Raw genomic sequence first — 25,604 nt, 5'->3', positions numbered from 1 at the left:
GCACGCAGAGGCTTCAGGAGACAACGATGAATACGACCCAGCTGCGCCATGCGATGATCCGTGGGCTAGGCGCGCTCATGATGGTGGCATCCGCCGGCACGGCGATTGCGGGCACCTTCCCGGACCGGCCCGTCAAGCTGGTCGTGGCGGGTCCGCCCTCCGGCGGCACCGACTTCCTGGCCCGCGTGCTGGCGGAGCGGCTGTCCGTCATGTGGAAGCAGCCGGTGGTAGTAGAAAACCGCGCCGGTGCCTCGGGCCTGATCGGCACCAAATATGTCCAGGCCGCGCCGGCGGACGGCTACACGCTGATCCTCGGGCATGCCGCAACCCATGCCATCGTGCCGGCCATGCATCATCCGAGTCCCTACGACCCGGTCAGCGACTTCACGCCGATCAGCCTGGTGGCAACTGCGCCGGAAGTGCTGGTGGTGGCGGCGAACTCGCCTATCAAGTCGCTGCGTGAACTGCTGGCGGCTGCCAAGGCCCAGCCCGGCGCGATGACCTACGGCTCTCCCGGTATCGGGTTGCCCCAGCACCTGCTGGGCTATCGCATGGCGCAGCTTGCCGGCGTGAATATGCGCCACGTGCCTTACCGCGGCAGCAACCCTGCGCTGACCGACCTGATCGGCGGCCAGATCAGCACGATGGTGGTGACGACCGGTGCGGTGATGCCCTTTATCAAGGACGGCAGGGTGCGGGCCATTGCGGTGAACTCGGCGCAGCGCTCGCCGTTGCTGCCCGAGGTGCCGACGTTCGGTGAGCAGGGCATGCCCGAGCTGCAGCAACTAGGCTGGTTCGGCGTGTTTGCGCCGGCGAAGGTGCCGCAGGAGGTGGTGGCCGCCTTGAACAGTGCGATAACCAAGGTGCTGTCCACCCCGGACGTCCGGGCAAGAATCGCGGCACTATATGTGGATCCCGTGGTCGATACGCCGGCGGAATTTGCCGCCTTCCATCGCGAGGAGGTGCGCAAGTGGGCGCAGATCGTCAAGCAGTCCGGCATCCGTGCGGAATAGCCGACATGAGTCCGGATAGCGCGAAGAATGGAATATGGAGACAACGATGACATATGCGAAATGGGGCATGGCGGCCGCGCTCGCCACGCTGGCGGCGACCGTGCAGCCCGTAGTGGCGCAAGACGACGCTCGTTACCCGACCAAGCCGATTCAGATGATTGTCGCCTACCCGCCCGGGGGCGGAACGGACATCCTGGCGCGCGTGGTGGGGGCTGAGTTGTCGAAGGCGCTCGGCCAGCCCATCGTGGTCGTCAATCGCGGCGGCGCCTCCGGCGCGATCGGCACCGAAGCCGCCGCGCGTGCCGCTCCCGATGGCTACACCTTGCTGATGGCAACCGCCAACGTGACGATCAACCCGGCCGTCGACGCCAAGAGCCGGGTCAATCCGACGAAGGATTTCGTGCCGGTGACGCTATTGTCCGAGTCGCCGTTCGTGCTGGTCGCGTCTTCCACGCTAGAGGCCCAATCGTTCGCTGAACTGTTGAGCTATTCAAAGACGCACCCGGGCGCCGTGAACTATGCCTCCACCGGTGTTGGCTCGCCGCAGCAACTCGCCACGGAACTCTTGAAGAAGAAGGCGGGGCTCGACTGGACGCACGTGCCCTACCAGGGCGGCGGCCCGGCCATGGCGGACCTGATGGCGGGGCAGGTGCAAGTGATGTTCAGCAATGTGTTGCCCGTGCTGCCCTATATCAAGAATGGCCGCGTGCGCGCGCTAGCTGTCACAACGAAGGAACCGTTGCCCGCCCTGTCCAGGGTACCGACCATGATCCAGGAAGCCCAGCCGGGCTTCGTGGTGAGCTTCTGGTCGGGAGTACTGGCACCGGCGGGCACGTCCCCGGCGATCGTGGAAAAACTCAACGGCGCCCTGTTGAAGATCATGCAGCTTCCCGCGGTGCGCGACCGGCTGGCGCGCGAAGGCAGCATCGTCACGCCGCTGCCCAGCGCCAAGTTCGCGGAATACCTGGCGGACGATGCTGCCCGCTGGCAGCAGATCGCCCAGACTACCGGCGTGCGTGCGGAACGTTGATCCGGCCTCGTTGCCGTTTGCCCTTTGTCTCGTCCCGGTCGATCACTCGACCGTGCATCGCATGGCAGCGCCCGTTTTTACGAAGACGATACTCCGGTGTACGCTGGCGTCCCAGGCTTTTTAACGGCTTCCCTCAACACCATACGTCAGTGGCGTAGTGGCCCCAGGCACTGAGTGTTCGCTATGCGTCAAGCTGTTGCTTGACCGCTCCGTACACCATTAGCCACAAACAGCGCAATATCAACTTCATCGATCTGTTCTGGGCGCATGAAGCGCTCGGCGTAGCGGCGATAGACGCCAGAGGTCAGGAACAGATCGAGCCGAAGCTAAGCGAGAGATCCGGCTTGACGCACGCTGGCGATCGGGGGGCTGGCCTGGCCTGTCAGTCTTTCCGCGGTTCCAGCCCGGACAGTTCGGCTAGCTCCCTGAGCAGCGACTCGGCACGTGGCCACTCGCCATATCCCGAGGCGGGGTTGAGATGACCTACGTTACCCAGGTCGACCAGCTGGCTGCCCCATGCACGGGCGAGGCCTGCGGCTTCCTCGAAGCGGCTGAGCGGATCGTTGCGGCTGGCCGCTACGATGCTCGGGAAGCGCAATGTTGTGCGCGGTGCCGGCGTCCAGCCGTTCAGGCGCAGCGCATCCTGGTCCGGATAGCCGTCGGGCAGCGGATGATCGAAGTCGGGCGGCGCGGCCAGCAAGGCGGCGCGTACCGGGCGCGCGGAACGGCGCGCCCAGTGCACCGTAATCATGACGCCGGCACTGTGGGCCACCAGCAAGGCCGGCTCCCGCAGGCTCGCCAGCGTGCGTTCCAGGGCCGCGACGCGCACGGCGCAGTCAAGTTTGTCTTGCTCCAGCGGGGGCACGATGCAGACCTGCCGCCCGGCGGTGCGTAGTTTCTCGGCCAGCAAGGTCTGCCAGTGTTCCGGCACGTGCTCGCGCAGTCCGGGAACGATGACGTTCGGGGGCATTTCCATGTGATGCATCTTGTCTACTCAACGGATAAAGGCATTGTCGGAGGGCTCAGGTTGCGGCGTTGTCCGCTTCATTGCGCGACTCGGCAAGCCGCAGGTCCCGCAGGTAGCGCGACCGGGCAATGAAGAACACCGCCGCAGCGCCCAGGGACATCAGCGGAATCCGCTGCAGGGCACCCAGCAAGCCGATCCTGTCGGCGAGCACGCCCGTCAGGTAGGGCGCAGGCGCCGCGCCAAGGAGGTTGTTGGCCAGCGTCAGCATCGCCAGCGCGGTTGCGTGGGTCGTGGGGCGGGTGAGATTCGCCACCATGGCGCCGGCCGGGCCCCAGGTACCCATTGCCAGCAGCAAGCCGCAAGCGATCAGCAGCAACTGCGCGCTACCCGGCGGCAGGCGGAAGCCCGCCAACAGCAGCACGCACGATACGAGGCAGAAGGTGATCGCGAGCGTTAGCTTGCGGCCCGGTGCCTTGCGGCTTGCCCAGTCCGTCAGCATCCCGCACAAGGTCATGCCAACGCCGCTGACGATCAGCAGCCCGGCGGCGAGCAGAGCGGCCTTGTCGGCTGGCATGTCGTAGTAACGGTTCAGGTAGCTCGGCATCCAGGCCATGATCGCGTAAGCGATGAACAACTGCAGGCCGCTGCCGACATAGGCGCATACCAGCGATGGTGCCCAGAAGAGCCCACGCAATGTCGCCAGCAAGGGCGTACGCGCATGGCCTGGCACCGCGGCACGGCGCGTGGCCGGTGCCCCTGCCGCACGGCGCGCGAGCCTGCCTTCGGTAACGGTCACGCAGTAGATCAGCACGACGACCAGGCCGAATACGGCCATGGCCATAAACGCCGTGCGCCAGCCGAAGCGCGCCGCCACGACGCCGCCCAGCCCCATGCCGAGCACCGCGCCGAACATGCCGCCGGAAGTAAAGGCGCCGGTCAGGGTGGCACGCATGGACGGCGGGAAGATGCTCAGGATCACGGCCAGCCCGACGCTGCCATAGGCAGCCTCGCCAATGCCGACGAAAAAGCGGGCGGCCAGCATATGCCCGTAGCTGGCGGAGAGCGCGCATGCCAGCGTGCCGCAGCTCCAGAGCAGCGCCATCAGGGCCAGGCTCTTGACGCGGCCCCAGCGATCGGCCACCAGCGAGAACGGGACCGTGAACAGCCCGACCATCAGCGCGACGATGCCGCTGAGGGAGCCGAGCTTGGCGTCGGACAGGCCCCACTCGAGCCGCAGGTGAGGAAAGACGGCATTGAGCACCTGCCGCGACATGTAGTCGGACAGCAGGAGCGCAAAGATTAGGGCGAATACCAGCCACGCGTAGGCATGCGAGCGTGCCGGCTTGGCGGTGAGATCCGTGTCCGCGGGGGCGGTCTCGGAAAGGTACTGTCCCATGAAAGTCTCCTGCGGTCTGATGCCGCTATGGCGTCGCGAATGAGGCGAAGATTTTGCGATCTGTGGCAAGCGGACGGGCATCTTCGCCCACCCGCTTGCCCAGGCTGGCGTCAGGCCGCGCGCAAGGGCAGGTTCACCTGGCCCGGTTTGCGGTTGGGCGCCATGCCATGCACTGCCAGGGTTTCGTCGGCATCCTTGTACTGCACGCCGATCTTGTAGATTTCGCGCGCTTGCTTGCCGTTGGCCACTTCGCGGCCGAGTTCGCGGGCGACGCGCACGCACTGCTCGATCTGCTGCACCGAGGTCATGCGCTTGCCGTGCTGGTCGATGATGGTGTCCTCGATGCCGCAGCGCGGGTGCAGGCCCATCGCCATGGCCATCATGTTGAACGGCAGGACGTTCTTCAACAGCGATTCGGCGGTCAGCGTGCAACCATCCGGCGCGCGATGGACGAAGTTGACGAAATTGAACGGATTCGGACCGTCGAAGCCGCCACCGATACCGATCCAGGTCAGGTTCAGCGGTCCCGTGTAGGCTCGCCCTTGCGCACCAGGCGCTCAAGCGTTTCGAGCGCATGGATGCCCGTCAACTGGAAATGCGGCTGGATGCCGGAGGCCTGCAGGCGCCTCAGGTGCTCCTCGACCCAGGCAGGGCCGGCCGGCACGGTCATTTCGCTGTAGGCGGTCTGGAAAGCCGGGTTGGCCAGCGAGGTGCCCTCCAGGTATTCCGGATAGAGCAGCTCCATGATGTTCATTTGCGTCGTATTGATGGCTACCGTCACTTGATCCGGCTTGGGGTCAAGGTCAGCCAGCATGTGGCGCGTATCGTCCGACAGCCACTTGGCGGCCTGGCCGTCGTCTTCCGGCGCAAACGAGATCGAGCCACCGACCTGGATGATCATGTCGGGCACCGCGGCGCGCACGCCGGCGATCAGCTCATTGAACTTGGACAGGCGCTTGGAGCCCTTGCCATCGAGTTCGCGTACGTGCAGGTGCAGCACCGTGGCCCCCGCGTTGTAGCAGTCAACGGCCTTCTGCACCTGTTCTTCCATGGTCACCGGAATGTCTTCGGGGAAATCCGCCGGCATCCACTCGGGGCCGTAGGGCGCCACGGTGATGACTACTTTGTCCTGGTTTTCGGGATGCAGGGAATCGTCGAGAAATTGCATTTGTTACTCCATGTCGGATTGGGGCAGATTCAATTGCGCTAAGCCTGTCGACCGCCTAGAACGTGGTGTCGCCAATAATTCCGGCGCGCTCCATCTTGCGATGGCAGGGCGGGTAATCCATGACGGCGTAGTGCTGGGTCGAGCGGTTGTCCCAGATCGCCACGCTATTGGGCTGCCAGCGCCAGCGCACCTGGTACTCGGGGATATTGGCCTGGCTGATCAGGTAGTTGAGCAGCAGGCTAGCGCCCGGATTTCCGTCCTGGCCGTAGCGAACACGCTGCGGCGTGTGGAAGCTGGTGAAGTGCGTGGTGAAGCCATTCACGAACAGCACCTTCTCGCCGGTCTCCGGGTGGGTGCGCACGACCGGGTGCTCGGCGTCCGGGAACTGGGCCTTCAGCGCAAGGCGCTTCTCGATTGGCATGGCGGCGCCGAAGCTGGCTTCGATGCTGTGGCGCGCGCGCAGGTCGGCGATCTGGCTCTTGATGTGCTCGGGCAGGTTTTCATAGGCCAGGACCATGTTCGCCCACATGGTGTCGCCGCCCACCGGTGGGCACTCCACGCAGCGCAGTACGCAGCCGAGGGGCGGGGCCGGGCGCCAGGTGGCATCCGAGTGCCACGCGTTCTCGTAGCGATCGTTCGGCTGGTCCGGATTCTTGTAGATCCGCACCAGGCCGGGATGATCGGGGTCGCTGCCGGCTACCGGGTGGTCTTCCAGCTCGCCAAAGAGGCGCGCAAAGGCGACGTGCTCGGCGCGCGTCATGTCCTGGTCGCGCAGGAACACCACGCGGTGCCGGATGAGCGCAGACCGGATCTGCGCAAACAGGTCGCCATCGTGGATGGCATCGGCCAGGTTGACGCCGGTCAGCTCGGCGCCGATGGCGCAAGTCAATTGTTCGACACGCATGATGCCCTCCTAGACCGCGAAAATCGAGGATCCGGTGGTCTTGCGCGACTCCAGGTCCCGATGGGCTTGTGCCGCATCCTGCAGGGCGTAGCGCTGGTTGATCTCAATCCGGATGCGGCCGGCCGCGACATGGGCGAACAGTTCATCCGCCAGTTCCCTCTTTTCGGCGGGGTCGGCGATGTAGTCGGCCAGGGCCGGGCGGGTCAGGTAGAGCGACCCTTTCATTGCCAGCAATTGCGGGTTGAACGGCGGGATCGGGCCCGAGGCGGTGCCCACGCAGACCATCAGGCCGCGGCGCTTGAGCGAATCCAGCGAAGCCTCGAAGGTGTCCTTGCCGACGCTGTCGAACACTACGTTGACGCCGATGCCGTCGGTCAGTTCGCGCACACGCTTGGCCACGTCCTCACGGCTGTAGTCGATGATATGGTCGCAGCCGTGGGCGCGGGCGACGGCCGCCTTGGCCTCGCTCGACACCGTGCCGATCACGGTGAGGCCGAGCAGCTTCGCCCATTGCGAGACGATCAGGCCGACCCGCCGGCGGCGGCGTGCAGCAGGATGGTGTCGTTGGGCTTGAAAGCGTGGATGCGGCGCATCAGGTAAGCGGAAGTCAGGCCGCGCATGGTCATGGCGGCAGCTGTCTCGCAGGCGATGCCGGCGGGCAGCTTGATCAGCGCCGCAGCCGGGATCAGGCGTTCGGTGCTGTACGCGCCGAGCGTATTCAGAAAGCCCGTATAGGTGACGCGATCGCCCACCGCGACCTGGCTGACGCCGGCTCCGACGGACTCGACCACGCCGGCGGCTTCAACGCCCATGCCGGCCGGGAGTGGCATCGGGTACAGGCCCGAGCGAAAGTAGGTGTCCGCAAAGTTCAGGCCAACGGCTTCATGGCGCAAGCGCACCTGCCCGGGACCCGGATCGCCCACGGCGACCTCCTCCCATTGCAAGACTTCCGGGCCGCCGGTTTCATGGATTCGAATGGCGTGTGGCATGTTGACTCCTCCTCGTTATATTCAGTATGTGGTTGATTCGGTTTAGCGGCGATCCGCCGGGATGCGTTCAGGCACCCGGCGGTGCGGCTGGGGCAAGCGCGGCTAGCAGCTGTGCAAAAGTGGCGTCGGAGCGAATCCCGGCGCGGTGATCGATGGCCTGGGTCAGCGCGACATGCAGCGCATCCCAATCGGCCTGAGTGAAGTAGTGGCGCGCCGCCGGCAATACCACGCCTTCTTCGCGGCCCCTGTACTCCCATACCAGGCGGGCATACTGCTCGACCACCCGGGCGAGCGCTGTAAAGGCGGACGCGCTGGCAGCGGCTTGCTCCACTTGCACGGCAAGGTCATCAAGCAGATTCTCTTGGCGCAAATGCTGGCGGGACAGCTCGTCCAGTTCTGCGCGCAGGGCTTCGCTGCGCTGGCTCAGGCGGCGAAACAACGTGGCCTCCTTGCGCCGGTGCAGCGGATGAATCGTCTGGTGCACATATTCGACGGCTGCCAGCATGGGAGCCGCGACAATCGGCGCGCCCGCCACCGGCGGCGCCTCGACGAGGCGCAGCCAGGCGTGCAGCAGCGTGGCCAGGCGGCTGTACGCGTTGTGCAGCAAATCGATTGCCGCAATGGGCGCGGGTGCGCAAGCAGCCCCGATCGATAGCACGGGAATGCGGGCATGCATCAGCATGTCCCTGGCAGGTGACGCCGGCTCGGCGAGATCCCCCGTGCCATGGGCGAGGACAATCGCGTCGCAACCGGCCTGGTCCGCCGCGGCCAGCAAGGCCCGCGCCGGATGTTCGGCAACGAGACTGGCGAACGTGCTCGCTACGCCCTGTGCACGTGCCGCCGCATCTGCCCGGACCAGCGCCTCGCGGACCTGCGACTGGCCACGCGTACAGCTATCCTGCGCATGCCGGAAGCTGATGCGCGCACCGTGGCTGCGGGCCAGTGCGATCGCTTGCAGCGTTGCTTTGGCGTCGTGGTCGCGGGGGTCGACAGGGACGAACAGATGGCGGAACATGGTCTGGGCCGGTTTCTGGTTAGAGCGGGTTAGGGCGACGTTGGTGCATGGACGCCGGGCGTCGTAGCGATTGGGTTGTCGGTTGCAGGCATTGCGTCCCTTGTTTGATCGTCCTGATTGTGGATTGAATGGTAGGAGCGCGCCGGTGGGGGCTCCCCCAGCAGCGGGGGGATAGGGCACAGGGATATCCCTGAGAGCGACCAGCAATGCACCCGGCGTGGCTATAATCCGCGGCATCGGCCGTGCGCTTCGGCTGACCCGCCGGATACGCTCAACCCACTTGATCGGCATAGCCTGCCGGGCTTACTTGATGACAAATCCCACCAGTGGCACTGGCATCGCAGCATCGGAACTGCTGCTCAAGACCAGTCCACCGCGCGCACCGCGCCACCTGCTAGCGCGGTCGCGCCTGCGTTCGGATAGCGAGCGGTTCGTTGACCGGCCCGTGACGATCGTGCAAGCGCCTGCCGGCTTCGGCAAGACATCCCTGCTGATCCAGTGGCACCGCGAATACATCATGCGCGGCAGCGCCGTGGCCTGGGTGTCGCTGGATGAGGGCAACGATCCCCGCCGGTTGCTGATGAGCCTCACGAGCGCGATTCGCTCAGGCTGCGGGCGCGCTGCATTCGGCGGACGGCTGCTGGAAGGCGAGAGGGCAACCGATGGACTGTTGGAGGGGTTCACGGCATGGCTGGGCGAGGTTGCCCACCTTGCGCTGGATGTCGTGCTCATACTGGATGAGGCCGAGCGGCTGCCGGACGCTAGCCGCGATGCGCTGATCTACCTGCTTAACAACTTGCCATCCAACCTGCGCATCGTGGTGGCGGCCCGCGGCGGCTTCGACACGGTCGTGGAGCGGCTGGGCCCATATGGCCAGTGCGTGAAAGTCGATACCGGCTTGCTGCGTTTCCGCCTGGACGAGACGATCGCGCTGATCGGCAGGCACTTTGAGGCCAGCGTGGAGGCCGACGCCTGCGCCAGGTTGCATGACGTGACCGAGGGCTGGCCGCTCGGCCTGCAACTCGCGCTGGCGGCAATCGCCCATGCTCCCGATCCCGTTGCCGCCATTGATGCCTTCGCCAGCAGTACCGCAGGCATGCGAGAACACTTCGTTACCGCGCTGCTCGCCCGGCTTTCCGATGCGGATACCGGGTTCCTGACGCGCATCTCGATCGTCGAGCTGCTGCATGCCGATCTTTGCCACGCCGTGACGGGGTTGCCGGATGCGCAGGAGCGTTTGCAGCGTCTGATGCGTGACACGCCGCTGTTTGTCGTCTCGGACCAGCATGGCGAGTGGTTCCGCCTGCATGCGATGGCACGCGATGCGCTGCGCACCCGGCTGGCGGACCTCCCGGCTCAGGAGCTCGCCGGGATGCACGATCGTGCGATGCACTGGCTTGCCGATCATGGCATGACCGAGGCTGCCGCGCGCCACGCGCTCGCCAGCGGCCAGCGCGAGACTGCCTACGGCCTGGCGCAGCGCTGCCTGCATGACGCCGCCACGCGCGGCCAGTTGTCCGCCGTGCTCGAATGGCTCGAATGGCTGCCCGAGTCCGAGCTGGACCGGCATCCACGCCTGCGCCTAGCGGCGGCATGGGCGCTGGCGCTGAGCGAGCGCCACCAGCAGGCCGAGGCGCAAGTGCGGCAAATCCTGCGCCATGCGACGCCGGACGATGCCATGCGCTACGAGATCGACCTGATCCTGAGCGCCGCGGCCTACTACGCGGACGAGCCGGACCGCGTCGCGGCACTGTTCGATCGCTGGGGGAGGCACCGCCCGTCAACGATGCGTGGCTGCAGCAGGCGCATGCCAACCGCCTGGCCGTGCGCGCGCTGACGGCAGGGGAGTATGCCAAGGCGCGCCGTTACGAACAGAACGCGCCGCGCGGCGACGCCAGTCTTGCCTACCGCTACGTGATCCGCTGGCGCGATTACATCATCGGGCTGGGGTACCTGTTCGAGGGACAGGTGCTATTGGCGGAGCGCACGCTGCGCCCGGCACTGGCCCGCGCCGACGAAGAGCTGGGCCGGCGCCATCCGTTTTCCTGCATGATCGCCGGCTTGCTGGCCGCCGCCGCTTATGCGCGGGACCAGGTTGACGAAGCGGCAGCGCTGCTGGCCAATCGCCTGGATGTCCTGGAGCGTGGCGGGACGCCAGACACGGTGCTGCTGGCTTACCGCACGGCGGCCCGCATCGCCGCCGCCAGGGGCGTCGAGCATCGCGCTCTCGACCTGCTCGAGACCATGTATGCGGTTGGCATTGCCCGCAACCTGCCCAGGCTGTGCGTGGCCAGCCTGACAGAGCAGTTGCGGCTGCATAGCGGGCGTTTTCGCTCGGAGACGTGCCGGACCCTGCGGCGGCGCATCGATGAGATCGTTGCAGACAACGCCGCGCCCGAGTCTCCGATCCGGCAGCGCAACCTGGTCCTGCTTCAGGATCTGGCGCATGCCTATACGTGCATTGCCGAGCAGGACTGGCGCGCGGCGCAGCAGCAGCTCACGCGGGCGGAAGCAGGGGCCGAGGCGATGAAGCGCGAGGTCGTGCGCATCGAGATCATGGCGCTGCGGGCGCTGGCCATGGACCGCTGCGGGGAGAAGAGCCTTGCCTTGCTGCGTGAAGCCATGAACCTGCTGGAGGCATACGGGGTGACGCGCGGCGTGCGCGACGTCCATCCCGCGCTGGCGGACTGGGCGCGCGATATCGAGACTGAATCCACAGTTGCCCGGCGTCTTGATCCCGCCACGCTGGCGCCGGCGGCACGTCCCCTCGCCGCGACTGGCGCAGACGGGCCGCGCGCGGCGCCCAGCATGGTGCTGACGCCGAAAGAGCGCAATGTCCTGGAACTGCTGGCCCGGCACCTTGCCAACAAGGAAATCGCGCTTGCCATGGGCATCGGGCAAGAGACCGTCAAATGGCACCTGAAGAATCTGTCCGCCAAGCTCGATGCCGGCACGCGCAAGCAAATCGTGCGCAGGGCGCAACTGCTAGGCCTGCTGCGCGACGCGTAGCGGGAATGACAGCACGATTGTCAGGCTGGGCACAAGATCCATGCTTGTGTTTGGCGTGTTCATGGGCAAGCGTTCCTGGCTAGCGGTATTGTGTACGAGCGGGTATGGCTAGTCTGGCTTGAAGTCAATCGCCTTTAGCAGTGCGCCCTGGCGATCGTGCGCCGTGCGCAGCGAGGCGCCCAGTTCAGCCTGGCTCCTGGGAACCCCAACGTCCAGGCCGAGTTCGGCAATGCGATCCCGTACCGATGCCGATTCAAGCACCTTGCGGGTTGCCGCACGCAAGCGGTCCTGGATCGCTTCTGGCACGTCAGGTGCTACCCAGACGCCGATCCACGCGAGCTGGTTAAGCGCAGGGTAGCCAAGTTCGGTGAACGTGGGTACCTGCGGGAGCGTCGCAAGGCGCTTCGGCGAACTGACGGCGAAGGCGCGGAGTTTGCCAGCCTTGATGAGCGGCAGCGAAGTCGCTGTCCCATCGAACATCAGGGGGACATGCCCTCCCATCACATCCTGGAGCGCCGGCGGAGATCCCTTGTAGCCCACATGGCTCATGTCGATGCCGGCAAGCTCATTCAACTGCGGGCCCATGGTATGCCCGAGCATGCCTGTGCTGTAGGACGCATAGTTGACCGAGGCGGGATGGGCTTTGACATAGGAGATCAGCTCGCCAAGGGTCTTGGCGGGCAAGGCGGGATTGCCGACAAGCACCAACCCGCCGCGCGCCAGCTCCGCAACCGGCTTGATGTCCTTGAAGGGGTCGAACCGCTGCTTGGCCAGGAAAGGGGCTTCGGACGCGATGCCATCCTGGATGACCAGTAGCGTATAGCCATCATGCGGCGCTGCCAGCATGTCTTGCACTGCAATGGCGCCGAAGCCACCCGGCTTGGAGTCGACGATAAAGGGTTGGCCAAGTTGCCTGGTCAGCCCGTCAGCCAGGCTACGGGCGAGCATGTCGGCGGTGCCGCCCGCGGGCGCAGCCGTGACGATGCGAACCGGCTTGGCAGGCCAGGTTTCGGCGCCTGCCTGCTGGCCAGCGAGGCACAGGACCACGGTGCCGGCGGCCATGAGTGCACGACCGCCCCGGTCAAACCACTTGATGCATTCCACGAGTGTCTCCTTGTTGTTGATAGCGGCCCTGGCTTGGTGGCTGCGTACTGCAAGAAGCGCAAAGACGTAGGCAACGCATACCAGGCCCAACGGCCCCTTGCCAGCATTCTTACCCTGGCGTCCGTGGCATCGCCCCCTGCCTTGGGGGGTGCGGAGTGGGACTAGGGGAGAATCCAGCGCATCAGGCCGGCGCGCGACGTCGCTGGCGGAGCATGCTACTCACAAACACTACACGGAGACTTCCTATGCAAGCATTTGAACCGTCCGCGCGCCATGCGTCGGCAACTCCATCCGCGTATGACTATCCGTTGCTTGTTGGGCAACTGCTTCTGAATTCGGTCAGCCTCCATGGCAGCCAGGAAATCAATTACTGCGGGGAGCGGCGCTTTACCTTCAGCGAGTTCCGCCAGCGTATCGGGCGGCTTGCCTGCGCACTGGATGCACAGGGTGTCGTACAAGGGTCGACCGTTGCGGTCATGGATTGGGACAGCCACCGCTACCTGGAGAGCTATTTCGCCATCCCTATGATGGGCGCGAGGCTCTTCACGGTTAACGTGCGCATCTCTCCCAAACAGATTGCCTATACGCTGAACGACTCGGGTGCCGAGTTAGCCCTGGTCCATGCCGACTTCCTGCCCCTGGTGGAGCAGATACGCTCGGAATTGCGCTACCTGCGCAAGATCATCGTGATAGCAGATGGTCAGGCGCTGCGGGAGATCAGCCTGCCGGTCGCGGGGGAATACGAGGCGCTGATCGACCAGGCACCGGCCGAGTTTGCATTCCGGGATTTCGACGAGAGGACCACGGCGGCCATCTTCTATACAACGGGCACCACTGGCGATCCGAAAGGCGTGAGCTACAGCCACCGCCAGATCGTCTTGCATACGCTCGCCACGGCGACCACGCTATGTGCTCCGCGCGATGGCCAGCGGCTCCACCGCGAAGACGTCTATATGCCCATCACGCCGATGTTCCATGTGCTGGCATGGGGCATGCCCTACGTTGCCGTCATGCTCGGACTCAAGATCGTGCTCCCGGGGCGCTACTTGCCGGAGAACCTGCTACGCCTGCGCAAGGCGGAGAAGGTGACCTTTTCCCATTGCGTGCCCACCATTCTCCAGATGCTGCTGCAAAAGGCCGGCGAGCAGCAGACTGATCTTAGCGGATGGAAGATGGTCATCGGCGGCTCCGCGCTATCGGCCTCGCTTTGCAAAGCCGCTGTCACGCAAGGCATCGATGTGTTTGCCGGCTATGGCATGTCGGAGACGGGGCCAATTGTCGCGCTGTCGCAATTCCCGCCCGGAGGCGCTCCCGACGATATCGATGAGAGCGTTCGCATGCGCTGCATGACCGGCAGGCCGATTCCCCTGGTGGATTTCCGCGTGGTCGACAGCGCGATGCGCGATGTGCCGCGTGACGGCAAGACGCAAGGGGAAATCGTGCTGCGCTCGCCATACCTGACGCTGTCCTACCTTGGCCAGCCCGAGGCATCGGAGGCACTCTGGGCCGGTGGATACCTGCATACCCAGGATGTGGCGGTCATGCGCCCGGACGGCTACGTACAGGTGGTGGATCGTCTCAAGGACGTCATCAAGACCGGCGGCGAGTGGGTGTCCTCGATCGAGGTCGAAAACCTGATCTGCGAGATTCCCGGCGTGCGTGAATGCGCGGTGATCGGGGTGCCGGACGACAAATGGGGCGAGCGGCCGATGGCCGCGGTATGCGTCGACGATAGCGCACTGACTGTCGAGCAGATTCGCCGTCACCTGGAGCGCCACGTGGAAACCAGGCGCATCAGCCGGTATGCCGTGCCGGATCCGCAGCGGATCGTCTTTGTTTCCGGGATCCCGAAGACCAGTGTCGGGAAAATCGACAAGAAGCAGCTTCGACGGGATCTGGTGCAGGGGGAGGGTGAATAGGGGTAAAGGGCCGGCAAGGGAAGTGGGCAGCCGCGTGATTGCAATATAACGTCATTGCCGATTCCATTGCCGATTCCCTTGCCTTTTCCGTTGCCTTCTGTGTGCTAGCGCCTATTGCTGCAGACACACCGGGCTTCCACGCGGGTAATCTTCAATCTAGCTTCAGGCCAGTCTGTCCGACCGGGAAATCAATATGCTTTACCAGTTGCATGAATTTCAGCGCTCGTTGTTACAACCACTCACCGCGTGGGCGCAGGCAACGGCCAAGACCTTGACCAATCCGTCGAGTCCGCTTTCCCTTCTACCCGGCGCTACTCGGCTGGCGGCCGGCTACGAATTGCTGTACCGGCTCGGCAAGGCCTACGAGAAACCGTCCTTCGATATCCGGTCGGTCCGCTCCAATGGCCGCGAGATCCCAATCGTCGAGCAGACGATTATCGAGAAGCCATTCTGCAGGCTGGTGCGCTTCAAGCGCTATGCGGACGATCCTGAGACCATCAGGCAGCTCAAGAACGAGCCGGTGGTACTAGTGTGCGCGCCGTTATCGGGCCACCACGCCACGCTGCTGCGCGACACCGTGAAGACCTTGCTGCAGGACCATAAGGTCTATGTGACCGACTGGATCGATGCCCGCATGGTGCCGCTTGAGGACGGCGCCTTCCATCTGGCTGACTACATCCATTACATCCAGGCATTCATCCGCCACGTCGGTGCCGAGAACCTGCATGTGGTGTCGGTGAGCCAGCCCACGGTGCCGGTGCTCGCGGCCATTTCCCTGCTGGCCTCCGCTGGCGAGAAGACGCCCAAGACCATGACCATGATGGGCGGCCCGATCGACGCGCGCCGCAGTCCCACCGCAGTGAATTCCCTGGCCAGGAGAGGTCGTTCGCGTGGTTCGAGAATCATCTGATCCACACGGTGCCGGCGAACTACCCAGGACACGGCCGCAAGGTCTATCCGGGCTTCCTGCAGCATGCTGGCTTTGTGGCGATGAATCCTGACCGTCACCTGATGTCGCACTACGACTATTACCTGAGCCTGGTCGAGGGCGCCGCAGACGACGCGCAAGCGCACGTGCGCTTCTACGATGAATACAACGCGGTGCTCGATATGGCCGCCGAGTATTACCTCGATTCGATTCGTGACGTCTTTCAGGAGTTCCGGCTCGCGAACGGCAACTGGGAGATCGACGGTTTGCCGGTTCGGCCGCAGGACATCACGGCCACCTCCCTGCTGACCATCGAAGGCGAACTGGACGACATTTCGGGGGCTGGCCAGACCGCGGCAGCGCACGAACTGTGCACCGGTATCGCGGACGGGCGCAAGCAACATATTGTCGCTGCAGGCTGCGGGCACTATGGCATCTTTGCCGGCAGCCGTTGGCGCGAGAGCGTATACCCGCAAGTGCGTGCATTCATTCGTAGCTCCTAGCGCCCGCCACGCGGCTCGGCAGGCAGCGGAGCGGTCAGCCTGCGCGTGCGCTGGCTGCGTATCGGCATCGAACCCCCATGAACCCAGCGCGCTCGTATTCGACCCGGTAATGGCCCGACGCAATAGGAGGATGCCGTGGTGCCAGATACGCCGCGTATCGCCCCCTCGCAAGCCAGGAGTAAAGCGTGACCAAGCATGTTGTCCATGTCGGTGATCTGTCCGATAACCCGCGCAGGCTTGTTGCTACTGTGTGAGCACCCAGCTTGCCAGGGTTTTCAATTCGGCCTCGCTTAGCTGCGGGAACCCGGGCATGGGAACGGCGCCCCATTTCCCGCTTCCGCCGGCACGGATGCTCTGCATCAATTGCGTGGTGGCATCCGCTTTTCCGGCGTACTTCGCCGCGACATCGTGCAGCGCTGGCCCGACCAGCTTCTTGTCGACAGTGTGGCAAGCGGTGCAGTTGTTCGCATTGAGCAGGCTCCTGGCATCCTGCGGCGCTGTGGATGCTTGCACGGCCGGATGCGCGCCGGCGGTTCCCGGGCTGTCCTTGCCCCGTTCGGCGCCGTAGGTCTTGACCAGATAATCGATCATGGCCGGCATGTCCTCGTCCTTCAGCGGTGCGCCAAAGGGCTTCTTCATCTTCTTCACCGTGGCTTCCCAATAGGCGCGCGTAGAAGAAGGCGGCTGGCTTTGCACGTACTGGGCGGAGTGGCAGGTCATGCAGTTCTGCTGCACCAGGCGGTATCCGGGGAGTTCGCTAGCGCGATAGCTGGCGGTTTCCGCGGGTAGCGTGACTTCCAGTGCAAAGGCAGCGGGAATGCCGCTCACGACTGCCATTGCGGCGGCGAGGCTGGCGCGTACCAGTTTAGGAGACATCATGCTGTACCTCATATTGCGCTGACGCGGGTGGTTTCCACCACGTTGCGCATATAGCCAGCCGGATTCCAGAGCGCGTTGAGCGGCTGGCTTTGGCCGATTCGATTGGTGGCGCGTACGCGCAGATCGTAGCTGCCCTTGCGCGAGGGGCGGAAGGCCACGCTCCACTCCCGGAAGGAGTAGCGGCCGAGATCCTTGCCCATGCGCGCTGCGTTCCAGGTCTGCCCGCCATCGGAGGAGAAGGCCACCTCGGAAACACCGTACCCGCCGTCAAACGCGATGCCGCGCACGACCGTCTCATGGCCGGCCGGAACCTTGCCCCCGGTCTGCAGGCTGGTGATGAAGGAGCGCACGTTGAAGCGGCCGATCGGCGTCGTACGCGCGGGCGACGTGCCCGGCTCGACGCATGCGCAGCCATTGTCGGGAACGCGGTAGGCGGCGTTCATCCAGAAGCTGTCGAAGACGCCTTCAAGCACTTGGATCTTCGAAAGGTGCTTCACCCAGTAGGTACCATAGTGACCCGGCACAACCAGCCGCAGTGGATAGCCATTGAGCAAGGGCAGATCCGCGCCATTCATGCCCCACGCCAGCATTACTTCGCCATCCAGCGCGTGATCGATAGGCAGCGCTTTCACAAAGTCCGGACTGCTGTCCAGCGGCGGGTGATCCAGTCCGTCAAAGCTGACCTGCACGGCGCCGGCTTGCACGCCAGCCTTTTCCAGTACCTTTCTCAGCGGAATCCCCATCCATCTGGCATTGCCCATGGCACCGTTTGCCAGCTGGCCGCCGTTGACGCGCGGGGTGAGAAAGCCACGGCTATTCCCCGAGCACTGATTGACCGCCACCAGTTCGACCGGGTCGGCCATCTGCTTCAGGTCCGCAAGCGACAACGCCAACGGGTTGGCAACCTTGCCGCCCACTTGCAGCCGGTAGCTGTCTGCATCGATGGACGTGGGAATGCCGCTCCAGTGGTATCGCACAAAGAACGCATCGTTTGGCGTGATGGCGCCTTCATTGAATACGCTGAAGGGCGTCTCGAGTTGCAGGGGACGGCTGGTCAGAAGGATCAGGGGGCGTTTCTGGGGGAATGCCACCAGTTCGCGCGTGCCGTTATCGAAAGGCAAGTCCACCGTGCTAGCACTTGCGGCTGCCATTGCGTCGAACGCGAAGCCGCCAAGCGCGGCGTGTGCGCCAATTGCAGCCGCACCCCGCAGGAATGTGCGCCTCGCTGGCAATATCTGATCAGGGTTCTGATGGTTCTCCACGGCTTCTCCTCTGGGGTTGGTCTTTTTATCTGCCGGCGCTCAGGCGGCGAACCAGCACAACGCCGCACCGCCTGCGATCAGGAACACGAACAACATGCCCGCCAGGATCATCGGCGCGCGGCCGGTGCGGACCAGGTCGATCAAGCGTGTTTGCAGGCCGATCGCGAGCATGGCGGTGGCAAGCAGCCAGTTGTCCAGTGCGATCAATCCGGGCTTCCAGGCATGTGGCACCATGCCGGCGGAGTTGATGGCCATCACGGTAACAAAGCCAAGGGCAAACCACGGTACCGAGCGCAGGAGACCGGACCAGCCGGCGGCCCCGGTATCGAGGCCTTGCTTGCGCTCGCTTGTGCGGGTCCACAGAGCCATGATCAGCAGCAGGGGGCCGAGCGCCAGCACGCGCACCATCTTGGCGACGACGGCGGCATCGGCCGTCGCATCGCTGACCATCTTGCCGGACGCGATGACCTGCGCTACCTCATGCAGGGTGGCGCCGGTGAAGATGCCGAAAGTGCGTTCGCTGACCGCCATGTGCATGTGACCCACGGCGAGGTCGAACAGGTAAGGGTAGAGCACCATGCCGACCGTCCCGAACAGCACGACCGTAGCCACGGCAACGGCAGTCTGGCGATTGTCGGTCCTCACCACGGAGGCCATGGCAATGGCGGCAGCGGCACCGCATACGGCGCTGCCCGCGCTGACCACAAGCGCTTCGCGCCGCTCTAGCCCCAGCAGCTTGACGCCGATCCAGGTGCCCAACAGCAGGGTCGAGACCAGCATGGCAAGTGGAATCAGGACGCCGGCCAGGCCCAGCGCAACGATCGCATCGAACGTCAGGCGCAGGCCGTACAACCCCACGCCCAGGCGCAGCATGTGATGCCGCGCGACCTGCATGCCGGACGCCAGCGGCGTGAGCCACCCGCGCGGCAACGTGTTCCCGGCGAACATGCCTGCGAACATGGCCAGTGTCAGGGCGCTCAGGCCCGTCTTGGCGATGGCTGGGTGCTCTGAAAGCTGCAGCGCCAGCCAGGCAGTAAATCCAAGGGGCAAAAGCGTAAGCAGCCGGTTCCGCAAGTTCAGGGCAGTGGAGAGAGTGGGGCTGCTGGCTTGAGCGATCGAAGACATGGAGGGGGCTTTCCTGTGTGGATGAGCGAGCGTAGAGCGCTCGGCCTAATCGGCATAACGGGAAATTTGGATATCCCTTACCAGTTATGTCGATAGGTAGTGGGAATGTGGCATCGCCGTTCCGTAGTTCGCGTGCCTTGAATCGACCAGGCACGTTCGGGCCACCGAGAGTACGAGCATCGGAAACCCCAATGCGAGCCTGAATGCCAAGATCCCGACGCCGAGTCTAGCTTCCGCAAGGTCGATGCATGCCCCCCGCTGCGGGGGGCACACGTTGCTTAGTCTGCGCGGCTCAAGTGCCGGCACGTCGCTTGCGGGGATGGACACATAAAGCGGGCCCGCTGGCGGCCGCTGCACGGGATTAGCGCGCCCATGCCCCTGGCCGCGTTGCCCCGTAGCGGGTCGCATACTCCCAGCCCAGTTCCGCAAGCGGTTTTGCCTTGCGGCCGGTTTCCAGCGCATCCGCTGCCGCCGCATTGCCGCCTTCTGCGCGCCGCGCGATACCGTTCATGATGGCCGCAAGCCGGAAGAAGTTATAGGCGAGGTAGAAGTCCCAATGTTCCATCTCCTGCATGCCGTTGGCGTTGCCGTACCACTGGATGTAGGTGGCCTCGTCCGGAATGCCCAGAGCATGCAGGTCCAGCCCGCCGATGCCGCGCCAGAGCGACGCCGGGATGTGCCAGCCCATGCACTGGTAGGCAAGGTCGGCCACCGGGTGGCCTAGCGTCGACAATTCCCAGTCCAGGACCCCGAGTACGCGCGGCTCGGTCGGATGAAAGAGCAGGTTGTCCAGGCGGAAGTCGCCGTGCACAAGGCTGGTCTGGTGTTCCGGCGGAAGATGGCGCGCAAGCCAGTCCGCCAGGGCTGCCAGCGCCGTATTGCCGTCCGTACCGGTTTCTTCGCACTGGCGCGACCAGCGGCTCACTTGCCGTGCGATGTAGTTTCCGCTTTTGCCATAGTCGGCGAGGCCTACCTTGTGATAGTCCACCCGATGCAAGGCGGCGATCACGCGATTCATTTCCCGATAAATCGCCGTGCGTTCTGCGCGCGACAGGCCGGGCAGCGACTGGTCGAACATCACCCTGCCTTGCAGGAACTCCATGACGTAGAAGGGGCTGCCCAGGATCGACGTATCCTCGCTGTAGAGGAAGAGCCGCGGGACGGGTACTTCGCTGCCCTGCAGGGCACGCATCACGCGATATTCGCGGTCAATGGCATGGGCGGACGATAGCAGCTTGCCCGGCGGCTTGGTGCGCAGCACATATTGTTGCGCTTCGCACCAGATCCGATAGGTGGGATTGGACTGGCCGCCGGCCAGCCGTTCCGCCATCAGCGAGGGCCGCTCGATCAGGCCCTGTTCGTGCATCAAGACTGCCAGTCTGGTGCAATCCAGGTCCAGCGTGTGTTCATCCGCCGGGGCGGTCTCGCTTTGCGCGCTGGCATGCGTCATCGTGTCTGTCTCCTGGATCCGCGATCCACTACGAGGTCTCTTCGATTGCTTGTGTCGTGCGTTTCGTGCTAAAGCCTGCTAAAGCGTGCTGACCATGTGCCCGCCATCCACGGGCAAGACGGCGCCGGTGATGTAATCCGAGGCGTCCGACGCCAGCAGGAGCAGCGCACCATCGAGTTGCTCCGGTTGCCCGAGCCGGCGTTGCGGTATCCGCTTTACCAGCGCCTGGCCGCTATCGGTCTCGAAAAAGCTCCGATTGATGTCGGTTTCAAAATACCCCGGCGCCAGCGCATTGACGCGGATGCCATAACGCGCCCATTCCAGCGCAAGCGACCGTGTCAGGTGAATGAGGCCAGCCTTGGCCGCGGTGTAGGCAGGCACTTGCTGGGCGACGCGCATACCAAGGATCGAGGCGATGTTGACGATGCTGCCGCCTTTGCCGCCATCGCGCATCATTTTCGCCGCCTGTTGTGCCACCCGCCACGCGCCGCTCAGATTGGTGTCGATCACGCTCTGCCATTCGTCCTCCGCCACCTCGATGGCGGGACGCGTGACAGCAATGCCTGCGCTGTTGACCACGATATTGACCGTGCCCAACGCGCTGGCCGCACTCGCGAAGGCCGACGCCACCGAGGCCGCGTCTCTGACGTCGAGCGAAACCACGCAGCCTTGACCACCTTCGTCGCGGAGCGCGGCAAGCAATGCCTCGCCTTCGCCGACGCGCCGTCCGGCCAGTGCAACCCGGCATCCGGCACGCGCCAGGGTCAGGGCGAAGTGCCGGCCCAGGCCGCCGAAGGCGCCGGTCACCAGCGCTACCTTGCCTTCCAGGTCGGCAAACGGGTTAGGGGCGGGATGCGCTTTCATGCCAAATCTCCTTTGATTGCCAGAATGGATGCGGGTGTTTCCCGGCCACCGCTCGCCAATGGGCGCAGGCGGCCAGCCAAAGCTGCCTCAGGCCGCCTTGCCCATGTCTTCGACCACCTTTTTGGCGTCGCCGAATACCATCATGGTCTTGTCCATGTAGAACAGTTCGTTATCCAGGCCCGCGTAGCCCGCCGCCATCGAACGCTTGTTCACGATGATAGTCTTGGCCTTGTAGGCCTCCAGGATCGGCATGCCGGCAATCGGCGAGTTGGGATCGGTCTTGGCGGCTGGGTTCACCACGTCGTTGGCGCCCAGCACCAGCACCACGTCCGCCTGGCCGAACTCACTGTTGATGTCTTCCATTTCGAAGACCTGGTCGTAAGGCACCTCGGCCTCGGCCAGCAGCACGTTCATATGGCCCGGCATGCGGCCCGCCACCGGGTGGATGGCGTACTTCACCGTCACGCCCTTCTCGACCAGCTTCTCGGTGAGTTCCTTGAGCGCATGCTGCGCGCGCGCCACCGCCAGGCCGTAGCCCGGGACAATGATCACGGTTTCGGCGTTGCCCATCAGGAAGGCCGCGTCGTCCGCCGAGCCGGCTTTGACATTGCGCTGTTCCGCACCGCCGGCCGTGGCAGCTGCCGTTGTGTTGCCAAAGCCGCCCAGCAGCACATTGAAGAACGAACGGTTCATCGCGCGGCACATGATGTACGAGAGGATGGCACCCGAGGAGCCCACCAGCGAGCCCGCGATGATCAGCATCGGGTTGTTGAGCGAGAAGCCGATGCCGGCCGCCGCCCAGCCCGAGTACGAGTTCAGCATCGATACCACCACCGGCATGTCTGCACCGCCGATCGGGATGATGATCAGCACGCCCAGCACGAAGGCAATCGCCAGCATCAGCAGGAAGGGCAGCCAGTCCTGCGACAGGAAGAAGAGCACGCCGAAGCCGATCATGGCCACCGCCAGCAGCAGGTTCAGCATATGCTGCCCGGCGAAGGACACCGGCGCGCCCTGGAACATGCGAAACTTGTAGCGCCCGGCCAGTTTGCCGAAGGCGATCACCGAACCGGAGAAGGTGATGGCGCCGACGAAGCAGCCGATGAACAGCTCGATCCGGTTGCCCAGCGGGATGTCGTGCGATCCCGTTGGCGCAATGCCGAAGGCGGCCGGCTCAGCCACCGCGGCCACCGCGATGCAGACCGCGGCCAGGCCGATCAGCGAATGCATGGCGGCCACCAGTTCAGGCATCTTGGTCATCTCGACCTTCTTCGCGACGTAGGCGCCGATGCCGCCGCCGACCACCAGCGCGCCGAAGATCAACGCCAGGCCTTCGGCGACCGACGACTGGCCGGCGCTTGCCGTCACGAAGTCGTGCTTCAGTTTGGCGATCAGCACCAGCGTGGTCACTGCGGCGATGGCCATGCCGATCATGCCGAAGGCATTGCCGCGCCGCGCGGAGCTAGGATGGGACAATCCCTTCAACGCCTGGATGAAACACACCGAGGCGAGCAGGTAGAGCAGGGTGACGAGGTTCATGCTCACGAGATTGCTCATGCCGTGGCCTCCTTGCCATGGGCACCCGCCGGCTTGGCCTTGGGTTCTTTCTTCTTGAACATCTCCAGCATGCGCTGCGTCACCAGGAAGCCGCCGAACACGTTGACCGCGGCCAGCGCCACCGCCAGCGCGCCCATGGTGCGGCCGACGGGGCCCTCGGTCAGGCCGGCCGCCAGCATGGCGCCGACGATGATGATGGCCGAGATTGCGTTGGTCACCGCCATCAGGGGTGTGTGCAGGGCGGGCGTGACCGTCCAGACCACGTGATAGCCCACGTAGATCGCCAGTACGAAGATGATCAGGTTGATCACCGTGTGGTTCACCATTTCCATCGACTTCTCCTCAGCTTGTCAATTCCAGTTCACGGCGCTTGGTCATCAGGCAAGCCGCTACGATGTCGTCGTTCATATCGATGGCGAGCTTGCCATCCTTGTCGATGATCAGCTTGAGGAAGTCGAGCACGTTGCGCGCGTAGAGCGCGGACGCGTCAGCCGCAACCATGCCGGCCAGGTTGGTGTGGCCGATCAGCGTGACGCCATGGCGCTCCACCACTTCGTCGGCCACCGTGAGCGGGCAGTTGCCGCCCTGCGCCGCAGCCAGGTCAACCACCACCGAGCCCGGCTTCATCGCCTGCACGGTCTCTTCCTTGAGCAGCACCGGCGCCTGGCGGCCAGGGATCAGCGCGGTGGTGATGACGATGTCGGCGCCCTTGGCGCGCTCATGCACCAGTTCGGCCTGGCGCCGCATCCAGTCCGCCGGCATCGGCCGGGCATAGCCGCCCACCCCTTGGGCGATCTCGCGCTCTTCGTCAGTGACGAAGGGCACATCGAGGAATTTGGCGCCCAGCGATTCAATCTGCTCCTTGACGGCGGGGCGCACGTCGGAGGCTTCGATGACGGCGCCCAGGCGCTTGGCAGTGGCGATGGCCTGCAGGCCGGCCACGCCGGCGCCGAGGATCAGCACGCGCGCCGCCTTGACGGTACCGGCGGCGGTCATCAGCATCGGCATGAAGCGCTGGTAATGGTGGGCGGCAACCAGCACCGCCTTGTAGCCCGCGATATTGGCCTGGGAGGAGAGCACGTCCATGCTCTGCGCGCGGGTAGTGCGCGGCGCCGCCTCGAGCGCGAAGCCGACAATGCCGGCGGCGGCCATGCGGGCCTTGTTCTCGGCATCGAAGGGGTTGAGCATGCCGACCAGCACCGAGCCCTCGCTCATCCGGGCCAGCTCGGCCGGGGTCGGGGCGCGGACCTTGAGCACCAACTGCGCGCCCAAGGCGTCGGCGGCGCTGCCGATGCGGGCGCCGAGCGCCTCGTAGGCGGCGTCGGGCTGGCTGGCGCGCAATCCCGCACCGGCCTGCACGGTAACCTGGTGGCCCTGTGCAACATATTTCTTGACTGTCTCCGGGGTGGCGGCAACGCGTGCTTCGCCTGCCCGAACTTCTGTCGGGATACCCATCTGCATTGTGTATTCTCCTATGCTCTTGTCTTGTCGCCCGGCGGCCTCGTGACCGGGCTGCCGGGCACCTTCAGTTCAAGAAGCGCTTCCCCACGCGGGACCATGGCGGGGCACTGGAAACCCGCGTAGCGCGCGTGAAGCCGTGACTAGCATCTGGGGACAGGGATTCGATCCGGACCGGCGGGAAGGAAGCCGCCGGCAACCAGGGCACCGGCCGCGCATGTTCCGCAGCCGGGCCCGCTGCTTGTCAACAGGGGACTTCGCCTTCCAGCGTCACCCGGTTCAGGATGCGCTCGGCCTCGCCATAGTCGTGCACGGCATAGTGCATGGTGCAACGGTTGTCCCACATCACGACATCGCCTTGCTGCCACATATGGCGGTAGACGTTATCGGGGCTGGTCGAGTGTTCATAGAGAAAGTCGAGGAGCGGCCGGCTTTCGGCGGGCGTCATGCCTTCGATGGAGTGTGCCGTGTCGGGATGCCCCACATAGAGCGCCTTGCGGTGTGTCTCCGGATGGGTGCGAACAAGCGGGTGGACCGCCGAGGGCACCGAATCCGACCCCGTCATCCTGGCGAGCCGCAATCCCGTGAAGCGTACGCGCAGGCCTTCGAGCATGCGTTGCATGGCGGGAGACAGGCGCTCATAGGCCAGATATTGATTGCACCACATCGTGTCTCCGCCGCGCGGTACCACCACCGCGGAGAGAATCGAGATCTTGGGCGGCACCTCGGTATAGATGGAGTCGGAGTGCCAGGCCTCGGTAGATGCCGTCTCCTTGGGAATCTTGGTGACCTGGGCGAGTTCCGGGAAGTCCGGCAGCCCTCTCAGCAGCGGATTGTTTTGCACCGGCTTACCCCAGCGCTTGGCAAATGCGATCTGGGCCTCGGGCTGGAGCCTTTGGCCGCGGTAGACCAGCACGCCATATTCAAGGAACGCCTGATGCAACACTTCGAAGGCCGCATCGTCAATCGGTTGGTTCAAATCGATGCCTTCCACCGACCCGCCAACCGAGCCGGTGAGCGGTGTGACCTGGATACCCATGAATGTCTCCTGTTCGTTCTTGAAA

17 protein-coding genes and 4 pseudogenes are annotated in these 25,604 nt (G+C 64.7%); 5 read left to right on the top strand and 16 right to left on the bottom strand.

Features of this window, described 5'->3' with window-relative positions; translation table 11 throughout:
• Positions 1 to 26 precede the first annotated feature (26 nt).
• Together OMK73_RS16695 and OMK73_RS16690 are read left to right on the top strand one after the other, a co-directional pair.
• Complete coding sequence (locus tag OMK73_RS16695; RefSeq protein ID WP_267603001.1) at positions 27 to 1,013, top strand: Bug family tripartite tricarboxylate transporter substrate binding protein; 987 nt, start codon at positions 27 to 29, stop codon at positions 1,011 to 1,013.
• A gap of 46 nt (positions 1,014 to 1,059) precedes the next feature.
• Positions 1,060 to 2,043, top strand: a complete 984-nt coding sequence (locus OMK73_RS16690) for a Bug family tripartite tricarboxylate transporter substrate binding protein (protein ID WP_267603000.1) — start codon at positions 1,060 to 1,062, stop codon at positions 2,041 to 2,043.
• A gap of 382 nt (positions 2,044 to 2,425) precedes the next feature.
• Here OMK73_RS16690 and OMK73_RS16685 read toward each other — a convergent pair whose 3' ends face one another.
• From OMK73_RS16685 to OMK73_RS16660, 6 genes and pseudogenes are all read right to left on the bottom strand, one after another.
• Complete coding sequence (locus tag OMK73_RS16685) at positions 2,426 to 3,019, bottom strand: RBBP9/YdeN family alpha/beta hydrolase (RefSeq protein WP_420715655.1); 594 nt, start codon at positions 3,017 to 3,019, stop codon at positions 2,426 to 2,428.
• Between the two features lie 46 nt (positions 3,020 to 3,065).
• Entirely contained in the window at positions 3,066 to 4,406 is a 1,341-nt protein-coding gene (locus OMK73_RS16680; protein ID WP_267602998.1) for an MFS transporter, read from the bottom strand.
• A 110-nt stretch (positions 4,407 to 4,516) separates the two neighbouring features.
• Positions 4,517 to 5,574, bottom strand: a pseudogene (locus OMK73_RS16675) (3-keto-5-aminohexanoate cleavage protein).
• Positions 5,575 to 5,629: 55 nt separating this feature from the next.
• The gene (locus OMK73_RS16670) at positions 5,630 to 6,478 is read right to left on the bottom strand and encodes a TauD/TfdA dioxygenase family protein (RefSeq protein WP_267602997.1); all 849 of its coding nucleotides are present in this window, start codon (positions 6,476 to 6,478) and stop codon (positions 5,630 to 5,632) included.
• Between the two features lie 9 nt (positions 6,479 to 6,487).
• Positions 6,488 to 7,467, bottom strand: a pseudogene (locus OMK73_RS16665) (quinone oxidoreductase family protein).
• Positions 7,468 to 7,534: 67 nt separating this feature from the next.
• Positions 7,535 to 8,482 carry a universal stress protein gene (locus tag OMK73_RS16660; protein ID WP_267602996.1) on the bottom strand — a complete coding sequence of 316 codons (948 nt, stop codon included), beginning with the start codon at positions 8,480 to 8,482 and terminating at the stop codon, positions 7,535 to 7,537.
• A 310-nt stretch (positions 8,483 to 8,792) separates the two neighbouring features.
• Between OMK73_RS16660 and OMK73_RS39270 the strand changes: the two are divergent.
• Positions 8,793 to 11,491 (top strand): annotated as a pseudogene (locus OMK73_RS39270) (LuxR C-terminal-related transcriptional regulator).
• A gap of 108 nt (positions 11,492 to 11,599) precedes the next feature.
• Here the strand turns inward: OMK73_RS39270 and OMK73_RS16650 are convergent.
• On the bottom strand, positions 11,600 to 12,595 hold the full coding sequence (locus tag OMK73_RS16650; protein WP_267602995.1) for a Bug family tripartite tricarboxylate transporter substrate binding protein: 996 nt from the start codon (positions 12,593 to 12,595) through the stop codon (positions 11,600 to 11,602).
• 245 nt (positions 12,596 to 12,840) lie between these two features.
• On the opposite strand from OMK73_RS16650, the gene OMK73_RS16645 reads away from it, so the two are divergent.
• Both OMK73_RS16645 and OMK73_RS16640 read left to right on the top strand, forming a co-directional pair.
• Complete coding sequence (locus OMK73_RS16645) at positions 12,841 to 14,514, top strand: fatty acid--CoA ligase (RefSeq protein ID WP_267602994.1); 1,674 nt, start codon at positions 12,841 to 12,843, stop codon at positions 14,512 to 14,514.
• Positions 14,515 to 14,707: 193 nt separating this feature from the next.
• A pseudogene (locus OMK73_RS16640) lies at positions 14,708 to 15,945 on the top strand (polyhydroxyalkanoate depolymerase).
• Between the two features lie 243 nt (positions 15,946 to 16,188).
• Here the strand turns inward: OMK73_RS16640 and OMK73_RS16635 are convergent.
• From OMK73_RS16635 to OMK73_RS16595, 9 genes are all read right to left on the bottom strand, one after another.
• Positions 16,189 to 16,824, bottom strand: a complete 636-nt coding sequence (locus OMK73_RS16635; protein ID WP_267602993.1) for a c-type cytochrome — start codon at positions 16,822 to 16,824, stop codon at positions 16,189 to 16,191.
• Positions 16,825 to 16,832: 8 nt separating this feature from the next.
• Entirely contained in the window at positions 16,833 to 18,059 is a 1,227-nt protein-coding gene (locus tag OMK73_RS16630; protein ID WP_267606406.1) for a molybdopterin-dependent oxidoreductase, read from the bottom strand.
• A 66-nt stretch (positions 18,060 to 18,125) separates the two neighbouring features.
• Positions 18,126 to 19,211: a YeiH family protein gene (locus OMK73_RS16625; protein ID WP_267602992.1), complete on the bottom strand. Its 1,086-nt coding sequence runs from the start codon at positions 19,209 to 19,211 to the stop codon at positions 18,126 to 18,128.
• 361 nt (positions 19,212 to 19,572) lie between these two features.
• Entirely contained in the window at positions 19,573 to 20,661 is a 1,089-nt protein-coding gene (locus tag OMK73_RS16620; RefSeq protein ID WP_420715542.1) for a phosphotransferase family protein, read from the bottom strand.
• 78 nt (positions 20,662 to 20,739) lie between these two features.
• The gene (locus OMK73_RS16615; protein ID WP_267602991.1) at positions 20,740 to 21,525 is read right to left on the bottom strand and encodes an SDR family NAD(P)-dependent oxidoreductase; all 786 of its coding nucleotides are present in this window, start codon (positions 21,523 to 21,525) and stop codon (positions 20,740 to 20,742) included.
• An 87-nt stretch (positions 21,526 to 21,612) separates the two neighbouring features.
• The gene (locus tag OMK73_RS16610; protein WP_267602990.1) at positions 21,613 to 23,082 is read right to left on the bottom strand and encodes an NAD(P)(+) transhydrogenase (Re/Si-specific) subunit beta; all 1,470 of its coding nucleotides are present in this window, start codon (positions 23,080 to 23,082) and stop codon (positions 21,613 to 21,615) included.
• Positions 23,079 to 23,414 carry an NAD(P) transhydrogenase subunit alpha gene (locus OMK73_RS16605; protein ID WP_267602989.1) on the bottom strand — a complete coding sequence of 112 codons (336 nt, stop codon included), beginning with the start codon at positions 23,412 to 23,414 and terminating at the stop codon, positions 23,079 to 23,081. Before OMK73_RS16605 ends, OMK73_RS16610 begins: the two co-directional genes overlap by 4 nt.
• 10 nt (positions 23,415 to 23,424) lie before the next feature.
• Complete coding sequence (locus OMK73_RS16600) at positions 23,425 to 24,543, bottom strand: Re/Si-specific NAD(P)(+) transhydrogenase subunit alpha (RefSeq protein WP_267602988.1); 1,119 nt, start codon at positions 24,541 to 24,543, stop codon at positions 23,425 to 23,427.
• A 241-nt stretch (positions 24,544 to 24,784) separates the two neighbouring features.
• The gene (locus OMK73_RS16595; RefSeq protein WP_267602987.1) at positions 24,785 to 25,579 is read right to left on the bottom strand and encodes a TauD/TfdA dioxygenase family protein; all 795 of its coding nucleotides are present in this window, start codon (positions 25,577 to 25,579) and stop codon (positions 24,785 to 24,787) included.
• Between the last annotated feature and the right edge of the window lie 25 nt (positions 25,580 to 25,604).

The organism is Cupriavidus sp. D39 (assembly GCF_026627925.1).
In the GTDB taxonomy this organism is placed as follows: domain Bacteria; phylum Pseudomonadota; class Gammaproteobacteria; order Burkholderiales; family Burkholderiaceae; genus Cupriavidus; species Cupriavidus ulmosensis.
Note: the sequence above shows the minus strand (reverse complement) of the source record. Positions and strands in the feature narration are given on the sequence as shown.